This is a genomic window from Metabacillus sp. YM-086 (assembly GCF_048059995.1).
Classification (GTDB): Bacteria; Bacillota; Bacilli; order Bacillales; family Bacillaceae; genus Metabacillus; species Metabacillus litoralis_B.
Window position 1 is genome coordinate 1 of the sequence record NZ_JBLUOI010000007.1, and the last position, 12,081, is coordinate 12,081.

A 12,081-nucleotide genomic window follows, 5' to 3' on the forward strand; every position below is an offset into this window, starting at 1 on the left:
GCAAAAGCAATCGAAAAGGCTGTTGATAATGTTTTAAATTCAGGTACTCGTACAGCAGATCTTGCAAATGGTGAAAAAGCTGTGTCAACAAAACAAATGGGTGAAGAAATCAAAAATGCTCTTGCAGATGACCATGCCATTTTAAACATAATGGAAGCTTATTCTTAATTAGCCATAATAACTTTTTATTCACTATATAGAGACCGATACAATGGGTATCGGATTGAGGGGTATGACACAATGGTTGATGTCAGCCCCTCATTTTCCATCTATTAAGGGAGGATTACGACCGTGAAGCCAAAAACGATTATTGAGAAGATATATGATGAACATGTGGTTCAACAAGAACAAGGGAAGCCAGATCTTCTATATATCGATTTACACTTAGTACATGAAGTAACATCGCCACAGGCTTTTGAGGGACTTCGAGAGAAAGATCGTAAAGTAAGAAGACCAGACAGAACGTTTGCTACGATGGATCACAATGTTCCAACAGTCAATCGTTTTGTGATCAGTGATGAAGTTGCCAAAAATCAAATCAGTGCACTTGAAAGAAACTGTAAAGAATTTGGTATTCGTTTAGCTGATCTTCAAAGTGAAGACCAAGGTATTGTACACGTAATTGGACCTGAGCTAGGATTAACTCTTCCAGGAAAAACAATTGTATGTGGAGATAGCCATACGTCAACACATGGAGCATTTGGTGCGATTGCATTTGGAATTGGGACGAGTGAAGTAGAACATGTTTTAGCTACACAAACACTATGGAGACAGCGTCCGAAGACGTTAAATATCCATGTATCTGGTAAGCTGCAAAAAGGTGTAACATCTAAAGATGTTATTTTAGCCGTCATCGGTAAATATGGAGTGCGCTTTGGTACTGGCTATATACTTGAATTTACAGGTGAAGTAATCGAAAGCTTATCAATGGATGAGCGTATGACGATTTGTAATATGTCTATTGAAGCAGGAGCTCGAGCAGGCCTTATAGCACCAGATGAAACAACTTTCTCTTATATTAAGGGGAGAAAATACGCACCAAAAGGGGAAGAGTTTGATCGTGCTGTTGAGTACTGGAAAACGTTAAAAACGGATGAAGGAGCAGAGTACGATAAAGTTATCACATTGAATGGTGACGAAATTGCTCCGATGGTAACATGGGGAACAAATCCAGGTATGTCTGTAGGTGTTGATGATAAAACACCTGATTTAAATGATTTTCATAATGAAGAAGCAGTTGATGAAGCTAAGCGTGCGTATAGCTATATGGGTTTACAGCCTAATACTAGAATTGAAGATATTACGATTGAACATGTTTTTATTGGATCTTGTACAAATTCCCGTTTAACAGACTTAAGACAGGCAGCTGAAGTTATAAGAAGCTTAAAAGGCAAGAAGGTTCCATCAGATGTACGTGCTATCGTTGTGCCCGGTTCTCAAAAGGTTAAAAAAGTAGCAGAAGAAGAAGGTCTAGATGTGATCTTTAAAGAAGCTGGATTTGAGTGGAGAGAATCAGGTTGCAGTATGTGTTTAAGTATGAATAGTGACGTTGTACCAGAAGGAGAGCGCTGTGCATCTACTTCAAACCGTAACTTTGAAGGAAGACAAGGTAAAGGTGCTAGAACACACTTGGTAAGTCCAGCTATGGCAGCAGCAGCGGCTTTACATGGACGATTTGTAGATGTTCGTCATATTCAAGAAAACGCAATGTCATTTTAATCTATAATCTATGGGATGGGAACTGTTTAGTTGTGAAAGTGTCGTTACATCCTTAGAAAAAGTATTCATATTAGGAGGGACATCATGCAGCCATTTACTACACATAAAGGAAAAGTTGCTGTATTAAACAGAACAAATGTTGACACAGACCAAATTATTCCAAAGCAATTTTTAAAGAGAATTGAAAAAACAGGATATGGACGATTTGCATTCTTTGATTGGAGATATCTTCCTGATGGATCTGAAAATCCAGATTTTGAATTAAATCAAGAAAAAAGTAAAGGTGCGACAATTTTACTTGCAGGTGAAAACTTTGGCTGTGGATCTTCTCGTGAGCATGCTCCATGGGCGCTTTCAGATTATGGTTTTAAAGCTATTTTAGCACCTTCTTATGCAGATATTTTTCACCAAAACTGTCTGAAAAATGGCTTATTACCAATTACACTTGAGCAAACGGTTTTAGACCTTATCCGTGAAAAGTCAAATGCGGAAGGCTTTGAATTAACCGTTAATCTTGAAAAGCAAGAAATCACAGATCATAATGGTTTAGTGCAAACCTTTGATGTTGATCCATATTGGAAAGATATGCTTTTACACGGAAAAGATGAAATTGATCTAACATTACATTATGATAATCAAATTAAACATTACGAAGAAACTAGAAGAGCATCATTTTTATAATGATTGCTCTTTTTTTTATGTCCCAACCTAGCACTGCTTAAGCCTAGCTAAAATAGTTATTTAATACACTTTGAACTGAAGAATTCTACAAAAATCAGAAGTGCACAAGGCTTCGTACGACATCATTCAACAAAATTCAGGGAGTGCCAGACATCACCCCCCACTTGTTTTCCAAGACTTGGATTGATAAACTGTATGCAAAGTAAGGTTGCTGGAGTTGACCAACATATGAAATCGAAAAAATCAAATGTTGTTCCCTTTCCTAATTTGAAGGAGCGGTACTTAGATAAGGGAATGCTGTTATTAAAAGAAAAGAAGTATCACGAAGCACTTGATATGTTTGCTGAAGCAAAGAAGCTTAAGGAAGATCAAGCTGAAATATATCTCGGTATGGCAATTTGCCTTATGGAGCTTGGTGACTTAACAGAGGCTAAAGATATTTGCAAAAAAATGCTCTTAGAAGATATAGGTCATTATTTTACTGTATTACAGATTTATTTAACGATATTAATTCAACTACGTGAATATCAAGAAGTACAAACAACAATCGAAGCAGTATTAGAGGAAAATCAGCTGCCTGCTGAAAGTGCTGAACACTTTTATAAATTGTTGGAATTTAGTCGGAAAATGAATCAAAACGAAGTTGATATTCTTGATGATGTAGAAGACCAGGAAGAAGAACAACCATTATATTTAGAAGACCTTTTGCAAGATACAAATAAACAAATGGCCTACGTTCAGTCACTGCATGACAGTAACATTAGTAAACATTTTGCATCACTTAAAATTTTGTTAGAGAATGAACAAATTCATCCTACAATCAAATCAATGATTTTGCATTTAATGATTGAGCATGAAGTTGAAAAGGAAATGAAAGTAACGAAGTTCGGCGAAAGTCTTACGGTTGTACCTGCTAATCTGGAAGATCCTGCAGAATTTCCTTTTACTAAAAAAGTGTTAACTATATTAGATGATACGCTTGGTAATGAAAATCCTACATTATATGAAGCTGTTAAAGAATTATGGATAAGGCATCTGTATGTGTTATATCCTTTCTTACCACAGCCAACAGAAGCTAAGCTGTGGGCAGCTGCTTTGCATCTTGTTGGTTATTCGATGCATGGGATTTCAATTGAGCAAGAAGAAATAGAAGAGATCTATGATCAACCATTGCCAGATTTACAAGAAGCATGCAATAAAATCTATCAAATAGAAGAAATTTCTTATTTACAAATATGAGCTATATGTTGAAAGGAATTTATTCTGTGTTATAATAAAATGGTTGCAAAATAGTGATCATCGTATATAGGTCTTTTTTATTTTGGACAAAATGGACCTTATTTTTTATACTATTAGAAATGTTGATGGTATGGGAAAAACTTAAAGCTTTGCCATTTGTCTTGAAGAAAAGCCAAGTTTTTCTAATGCGAAATCCTATGCATGTTTAGTACTAGGTTACTTTTTACCGTACATAAAAACAGGTATATGTTCGTGGGGGATTGCCTAAAATGGGACAAGCGCCACAAATTACCTATCACTTATTCGCACAAATCATTATAGATCTTTGGAGGGACAACACATGTCAGTAAAATGGGAAAAATTAGAAGGGAACGATGGCGTTCTAACGGTTGAGGTTTCAGCAGAAGAGTTCACAACAGCTCTTGACGAAGCATTTAAAAAGGTTGTAAAACAAGTTTCTATTCCTGGATTCCGTAAAGGGAAAATTCCACGTGGAATGTTTGAACAACGTTTTGGTGTAGAATCACTATATCAAGACGCTTTAGACATCATCCTACCAACTGCATATCCTAATGCGGTTGATGAAGCTGGAATCGAACCTGTAGATCGTCCTGAAATCGATGTTGAACAAATCGAAAAAGGAAAAAGCTTAATCTTCACTGCTAAAGTTACAGTAAAGCCTGAAGTAAAATTAGGTGAATATAAAGGTCTAGAAGTTGAAAAATTAGACGATACTGTATCTGATGAAGATGTTGATAACGAATTAAAACAATTACAAGAGCGTCATGCTGAGCTAGTAGTAAAAGAAGAAGGCGCGATTGAAAACGGTGATACTGCAGTTATCGATTTTGATGGATATGTTGATGGAGAAGCATTCGAAGGTGGAGCTGCTGAAAACTATTCATTAGAAATTGGTTCTGGATCTTTCATTCCAGGATTTGAAGAACAATTAGTTGGTTTAGAAGCGGGTGCAGAGAAGGATGTAGAAGTAACATTCCCAGAAGAATACCACGCTGAAAACCTTGCGGGTAAACCAGCAGTATTCAAAGTGAAAATTCACGAAATCAAAACAAAAGAACTTCCAGCTCTTGATGATGAGTTTGCAAAAGATGTTAACGAAGAAGTTGAAACTCTTGATGAGTTAAAAGCTCAAACAAGAACTCGCCTTGAAGAAGCGAAAAAATCTGAAGCAGAAAACCAACTACGTGATTCACTAGTTGATAAAGCTGCTGAAGGTGCAGAAGTTGATATTCCAAATGCATTAATTGAAAATGAAATTTCACGTATGATGCAGGAATTTGAGCAACGTCTACAAATGCAAGGTATGAATCTTGATTTATACTTCCAATTCTCAGGTCAAGATGAAGAAGCGTTAAAAGCTCAAATGAAAGACGATGCTGAAAAACGCGTTAAATATAACTTAACACTTGAAGCAATTGCTAAAGCTGAGAACATTGAAGTTTCTGACGAAGATGTTGAAGCAGAATTAGCGAAAATGGCTGAAATGTACAACATGCCTATTGAAAACATTAAACAAGCACTTGGTGGAAACGCTGAAGGCTTAAAAGAAGATTTAAAAGTTCGCAAAGCGATCGATTTTCTTGTAGAAAATAGCAAAGTTGTTGCATAATATAATAAAAGGAACAAGGCGCGAGCACATCGTGCCTTGTTTTATACAATCATGTTTTATTTATATTCCTTTGGGAATGATATAAGAAAGCTAATACATACATAAACATTAAGTAAGAGAATATTAAGATCATCAACATTTTTGGGAAGAGCCCTCAGGTTGGGAGCTTTTTCAATGCCGAGTGGTTTCATTTCCTGTCAATGCTTCTCTTATGGTAAAATGCAGTACATACCGTTTTTATTTGTTTTAATTAGGGACATCTACCTGCTGACCTGAATAGTTGAAAGAATTAGTAGGGGTAAGGTGGAAATGTTTTGATTTAGATAAAGATACAAGGGGTGAAACAATGTTTAAATTTAACGACGAAAAAGGACAATTAAAATGTTCATTTTGCGGAAAAACACAAGATCAGGTACGTAAGCTAGTAGCTGGACCTGGAGTATATATATGTGATGAATGTATTGAACTTTGTACAGAGATTGTTGAGGAAGAGCTTGGTACAGAAGAAGAAGTTGAATTTAAAGATGTTCCAAAACCTAAAGAAATTCATGAAATATTAGATGAATATGTTATTGGCCAGGATAATGCCAAAAAATCATTAGCTGTTGCCGTTTATAATCATTACAAACGTATTAATTCAAACAGCAAGATTGATGATGTTGAGTTATCAAAAAGTAATATTTCTATGATTGGGCCTACAGGTAGTGGTAAAACGTTATTAGCCCAAACATTAGCAAGAATTTTAAATGTCCCTTTTGCTATTGCTGATGCTACTTCTTTAACAGAAGCTGGATACGTAGGTGAAGACGTTGAGAATATCTTACTAAAGTTAATTCAAGCTGCTGATTATGATGTAGAAAAAGCTGAAAAAGGTATTATTTATATCGATGAAATTGATAAAGTGGCACGTAAATCAGAAAACCCGTCAATCACTCGTGACGTTTCTGGTGAAGGTGTACAGCAAGCATTACTTAAAATTCTTGAAGGAACTGTGGCTAGTGTTCCTCCTCAAGGTGGAAGAAAGCATCCTCATCAAGAATTTATTCAAATTGATACAACAAACATTCTCTTCATTTGTGGAGGAGCATTTGATGGAATCGAACAAATTATTAAACGTCGTCTAGGACGAAAAGTAATTGGATTTGGTTCAGATAATAAAAATGCTGATCTTGATAAAAAAGCTCTTCTTTCACAGGTTTTACCTGAAGATTTATTGAAGTTTGGATTGATTCCAGAGTTTATCGGTCGTTTGCCTGTCATTGCAAGCTTAGAGCCGTTAGATGAAGAAGCATTAGTTGAGATCTTAACAAAACCTAAAAATGCTCTTGTTAAACAATATCAAAAAATGCTTGATTTAGATGGTGTTGAACTTGAGTTTGAAGATGGAGCTCTTCTTGAAATTGCTAAAAAAGCAATTGAAAGAAAAACTGGTGCACGTGGTCTTCGTTCCATAATCGAGGGCATCATGCTTGATATGATGTTCGATTTACCATCTCGTGAGGACATCGTTAAAGCCATTATTACTGCTGAAACAGTTTTAGGGGAAACACCACCTAAACTTGTACTTAGCGATGGTACAGTTATTCAAGAGGATAAAAAAACATCTGCATAACATAATCTTTTAAAAGGAAGTTGGTTTAACCAGCTTCCTTTTTTTGATGCCTTTTCCAATCCACCTCCTGTAAATACTTGTATTGAAATCATGTTTATTCCTGCTAAAGCTAGGAGATACTAGCTATAAATAACCGCTTCTTTAAGGTTTATCCATTTTAATTTTGCCTTTCCTAGGCAAAAACGAAAGTCGCCTTTTGTCCCTTTAGATTAACGAACATTTCATACATAGATGTGGAAATCTTTTTATGGGGCAAAACAAGCTTTTACTAACCTCTCGAAGAGTTACTTTTAACAAAGTATTATGCTTCGTTTACTTTTCACCGTAGCGGTAACAAGACATCTTTGCAGGAGGGACGCCAATGAGTTGGACGAGTATCGCGCTGTTTATTCAGCTGTTTTTTGGGATTATTATTGGAATGTATTTTTGGAATTTATTAAAGAGTCAACGTACTCAAAAGATATCAATTGACAGAGAATCAAAGAAAGAAATGGAACAATTAAGAAAAATGAGAGCTATTCGGTTAACCGAACCTCTTGCAGAAAAGGTACGCCCAAAAAGTTTTAATGATATAGTAGGACAAGAGGATGGTATTCGTTCGTTACGTGCTGCGCTATGCGGTTCAAACCCTCAACATGTCATTGTATATGGACCACCAGGTGTAGGGAAGACAGCGGCTGCTAGACTCGTTTTAGAAGAAGCTAAGAGAAATAAAAGATCACCATTTAAAGAAAATGCTGTATTTGTAGAATTAGATGCTACAACAGCAAGATTTGATGAAAGAGGGATTGCTGATCCTCTCATTGGATCTGTTCATGATCCAATTTATCAAGGTGCTGGAGCAATGGGGCAAGCTGGAATTCCTCAGCCTAAGCAAGGAGCTGTATCTCATGCTCATGGGGGCGTTTTATTTATCGATGAAATCGGTGAACTTCACCCTATTCAGATGAATAAGTTATTAAAAGTACTTGAAGATCGTAAAGTATTTTTAGAAAGCGCTTATTATAATGAAGAAAATACACAAATACCAACACATATCCATGATATTTTTAAAAATGGTCTACCAGCTGATTTTAGGTTAATAGGAGCTACAACAAGAACACCTAATGAAATACCACCAGCCATTCGTTCTAGATGTCTTGAAGTATTTTTTAGAGATTTGGAACAGGAAGAACTGGCAGTTGTGGCGAAAAAAGCAGCAGATAAAGTAGAAATGGAAGTAAGCGACAAGGGAATTGATATCTTAACTTCCTATGTTAGAAATGGCCGTGAAGTTGTAAATCTTATGCAAATTGCTACAGGTATGGCAATGTCAGAAGACAGGAAAGAAATTACTGTTGAAGATATCGAATGGGTTATTAATTCAAGTCAGTTAAGCCCAAGATTTGAAAAGAAAATTGAAGATAACTCAAGAGTCGGTTTAGTAAATGGGCTTGCCGTTCATGGTCCTAATACAGGGGCATTGTTAGAAATTGAAGTCACCGTCATTCCTTCTCAAAAAGATAAGGGCACCATTAATATAACAGGAATTGTGGAAGAGGAAAGTATTGGTGATCGATCTAAATCCATTCGTAGAAAAAGTATGGCAAAAGGCTCGATTGAGAATGTTATTACTGTTCTACGTTCTATGGGCATACAAGCAGATGATTATGATATTCATGTGAATTTTCCAGGTGGTACACCAATTGATGGCCCATCAGCAGGAATTGCAATGGCCACAGGAATTTTCTCAGCTATTCATAAGATTGCCATTAGCAATAAAGTGGCCATGACTGGAGAAATTAGCATTCATGGAAATGTAAAGCCTATAGGCGGAGTTATTCCGAAAATAAAGGCGGCAAAAAAGGCTGGTGCAGATATAGTCATTATTCCAAAAGAAAACATGCAATCCATTCTAAAAGAAATTGATGGGATAACGATTATACCGGTAACAAATCTTCAAGAAGTCTTTGATATAGCACTTGTTGATCCACCAACTGAAAAGCCATTGCAACACGAAGATTCACCTTCATTTCCACATCAAGAATCTGTATAAAAGAGTTAATCTTAAAGAGATCTCCTTTACAATAAAGAAGATCTCTTTCCTTTTTTAAGCTTCGGTCAACTCTAGTCATTTCCAATTTTATCTTAATGAGAATTCCGGAATTTCCTTTTTCAACTTATCGTATTGGGGTATACTACCTATTGACTAAAGTAGTTTAATTAGACACTTGAAAAAGAATAAGATAGAATTGAACAAGAATGAATTATCATGTCATGGAGGTGTAAACGCATGGCGAAATCAAATAATCAAATTGTCCCCCTCCTACCACTAAGAGGCTTGTTAGTATATCCAACAATGGTACTGCACCTTGATGTAGGAAGAGAAAAATCTGTTCAGGCGTTAGAAAAGGCTATGATGGAAGATCATATTATCTTTTTAACGACACAAAAAGAGATTTCGATAGATGAGCCAAACAAAGAAGATATTTATGAAATAGGAACATTGACTAAAATTAAACAAATGTTGAAATTACCAAACGGTACAATCCGCGTACTCGTTGAAGGAATAGAGCGAGGTAAGATTCAACGTTTTGTTGATGAGGATGAATACTATTCTGTTGAAGTTTCTATTTATAAAGACCCTGAAGAGAAAAGTGTAGAAGAAGAAGCTTTAATGCGAACAATGTTAGAATATTTTGAGCAATACATAAAGCTTTCTAAAAAAGTGTCTGCTGAAACATATGCAACCGTTTCTGACATTAATGAGCCAGGACGAATGGCTGATATTATTGCTTCGCATCTTCCTTTAAAATTAAAGGAAAAACAAGAGATATTGGAAACCCTTGATGTGACAGAACGATTGAACAAAGTGATTTCCATTATCCACAATGAAAAAGAAGTACTTCAGCTGGAGAAAAAGATTGGCCAACGAGTTAAAAAGTCCATGGAGCGTACGCAAAAAGAATATTATTTACGCGAACAGATGAAAGCCATCCAAAAAGAGCTTGGTGAAAAAGAAGGCAAGCTTGGAGAGGTTTCAACGATGAAGGAACGAATTGAAGAAGTGGGAATGCCAGAACATATAAAAGCAGTGGCTTTAAAAGAACTGGACCGCTATGAAAAAGTTCCTTCAAGTTCAGCCGAGAGTGGCGTTATTCGAAATTACATTGAGTGGCTCCTGTCTCTACCATGGTCAAAAGCAACTGACGATCGTTTAGATGTGAATGTTGCTGAGGAAATCTTAGACGAAGAACACTATGGCCTTGAAAAGGTTAAAGAGCGTGTAATTGAGTATTTAGCGGTACAACAATTGACCAATTCATTAAAAGGGCCAATTTTATGCCTTGCAGGACCTCCGGGAGTTGGGAAAACATCATTAGCTCGTTCAGTAGCTAAATCGTTAAATCGAAATTTCGTTAGAATATCACTTGGTGGAGTAAGAGACGAATCCGAAATTCGTGGACATCGACGTACATATGTTGGTGCAATGCCTGGAAGAATTATTCAAGGTATGAAGAAGGCCGGAACAATTAATCCTGTGTTCCTTTTAGATGAAATCGATAAAATGTCCAGTGATTTTAGAGGAGATCCTTCTGCAGCTTTACTGGAAGTGTTAGATCCTGAGCAAAATCATAACTTTAGTGATCACTATATTGAAGAAACATATGATTTATCGAAAGTTATGTTTATTGCAACAGCTAATAACCTTGCTACAATTCCAGGACCATTGCGCGATCGTATGGAAATTATTAATATAGCTGGTTACACGGAACTGGAGAAAATTCATATTGCTAAAGATCATCTACTACCAAAGCAATTACAAGAACATGGACTTAAAAAATCACATCTGCAAATCCGTGAAGATGGAATTCAAAGCATCATTCGCTATTATACAAGAGAAGCCGGGGTTCGTGGGCTAGAGCGCCAGTTAGCAGGAGTGTGTCGTAAAGCTGCTAAAATGATTGTAAAAGAAGAGCGGAAGAAGATCATTATTACGGACAAAAATATTGAAGAATTTCTTGGGAAAAAACGCTTTAGATATGGACAAGCGGAACTTGAGGATCAGATTGGTGTTGCAACTGGTTTAGCTTATACAACAGTTGGCGGCGATACCCTATCGATTGAAGTATCAGTAACGCCTGGTAAAGGAAAGCTGATTTTAACCGGGAAGCTTGGCGATGTTATGAAAGAATCTGCTCAGGCGGCATTTAGCTATATTCGCTCGCGTGCTGAAGAGCTGAACATTGAACGTGATTTTCATGAAAAGAATGATATTCATATCCATGTTCCTGAAGGTGCTGTACCTAAAGATGGTCCATCAGCAGGTATAACAATGGCTACAGCGTTAATTTCAGCATTAACAGGTAGAGCCGTAAGAAAAGAAGTTGGAATGACAGGAGAAATCACTTTACGTGGTAGAGTACTTCCAATTGGTGGCTTGAAAGAGAAAACATTGAGTGCTCATCGTGCTGGTTTGACTAAGATTATTGCACCAAAAGACAATGAAAAGGATTTGGATGATATTCCAGATAGTGTTCGAAATGAACTTACCTTTGTCTTAGTTTCACATTTAGATGAAGTGTTAAAACATGCGTTAACAGAGGAGAAATAATGAAAGTAACAAGTTCAGAAATCGTTATAAGCGCAGTTAAGCCTGCTCAATATCCAGAAGGAGATTTACCGGAAGTAGCATTAGCAGGTCGTTCTAATGTTGGTAAATCATCCTTTATTAATAAATTGCTAGGTAGAAAAGGATTAGCCCGAATTTCATCAAAACCAGGGAAAACACAAACATTAAATTTTTATATCATTAATGAAATGCTACACTTTGTTGATGTGCCTGGATATGGATATGCCAAGGTTAGTAAAAAGGAGCGTGAAGCATGGGGGAAAATGATTGAAACCTATATCACTTCTCGTGAACAGTTGCGTGCTGTTATCCTTTTAATTGATCTTAGACATCCTCCAACAAGTGATGATGTGCTGATGTATAACTTCCTAAAGCATTATGACATTCCAACAATCGTTGTGACGACCAAAGCAGATAAAATTCCTAAGGGTAAGTGGCAAAAGCATGCTAAGGTGATAAAAGATGCCCTAGAAATTGATAAAACCGATCCATTAGTTATTTTTTCATCAGAAACCGGCTTAGGTAAAGATGAAGCTTGGAAAACGATCCTTCATTATACGTCATAAAGTTTGGTTTAAAGCAATTTAC

The 12,081-nt window shown here is 36.4% G+C and carries 9 protein-coding genes; all 9 read left to right on the forward strand.

Going from position 1 to position 12,081, the window contains the following annotated elements; all coding sequences use genetic code 11:
* Positions 1-9: 9 nt before the first annotated feature.
* Positions 10-168 carry a hypothetical protein gene (locus ACEWK1_RS04665; protein ID WP_416635755.1) on the forward strand — a complete coding sequence of 53 codons (159 nt, stop codon included), beginning with the start codon at positions 10-12 and terminating at the stop codon, positions 166-168.
* 123 nt (positions 169-291) lie between these two features.
* The gene (gene leuC, locus ACEWK1_RS04670) at positions 292-1,719 is read left to right on the forward strand and encodes a 3-isopropylmalate dehydratase large subunit (protein ID WP_212136863.1); all 1,428 of its coding nucleotides are present in this window, start codon (positions 292-294) and stop codon (positions 1,717-1,719) included.
* 84 nt (positions 1,720-1,803) lie between these two features.
* Positions 1,804-2,400: a 3-isopropylmalate dehydratase small subunit gene (gene leuD, locus ACEWK1_RS04675; RefSeq protein ID WP_212136861.1), complete on the forward strand. Its 597-nt coding sequence runs from the start codon at positions 1,804-1,806 to the stop codon at positions 2,398-2,400.
* Positions 2,401-2,628: 228 nt separating this feature from the next.
* Positions 2,629-3,639, forward strand: a complete 1,011-nt coding sequence (locus ACEWK1_RS04680; protein ID WP_212136858.1) for a tetratricopeptide repeat protein — start codon at positions 2,629-2,631, stop codon at positions 3,637-3,639.
* 340 nt (positions 3,640-3,979) lie between these two features.
* A complete protein-coding gene (gene tig, locus ACEWK1_RS04685) occupies positions 3,980-5,269 on the forward strand; it encodes a trigger factor (RefSeq protein ID WP_212136856.1) in 1,290 nt (429 codons plus the stop codon).
* A gap of 346 nt (positions 5,270-5,615) precedes the next feature.
* Entirely contained in the window at positions 5,616-6,881 is a 1,266-nt protein-coding gene (clpX, locus tag ACEWK1_RS04690; protein ID WP_121663001.1) for an ATP-dependent protease ATP-binding subunit ClpX, read from the forward strand.
* A gap of 361 nt (positions 6,882-7,242) precedes the next feature.
* Entirely contained in the window at positions 7,243-8,916 is a 1,674-nt protein-coding gene (lonB, locus tag ACEWK1_RS04695) for an ATP-dependent protease LonB (protein ID WP_212136854.1), read from the forward strand.
* 237 nt (positions 8,917-9,153) lie between these two features.
* Entirely contained in the window at positions 9,154-11,475 is a 2,322-nt protein-coding gene (gene lon / locus ACEWK1_RS04700; protein ID WP_098795902.1) for an endopeptidase La, read from the forward strand.
* Entirely contained in the window at positions 11,475-12,059 is a 585-nt protein-coding gene (gene yihA / locus ACEWK1_RS04705) for a ribosome biogenesis GTP-binding protein YihA/YsxC (protein WP_098795903.1), read from the forward strand. Before lon ends, yihA begins: the two co-directional genes overlap by 1 nt.
* Positions 12,060-12,081 lie beyond the last annotated feature (22 nt).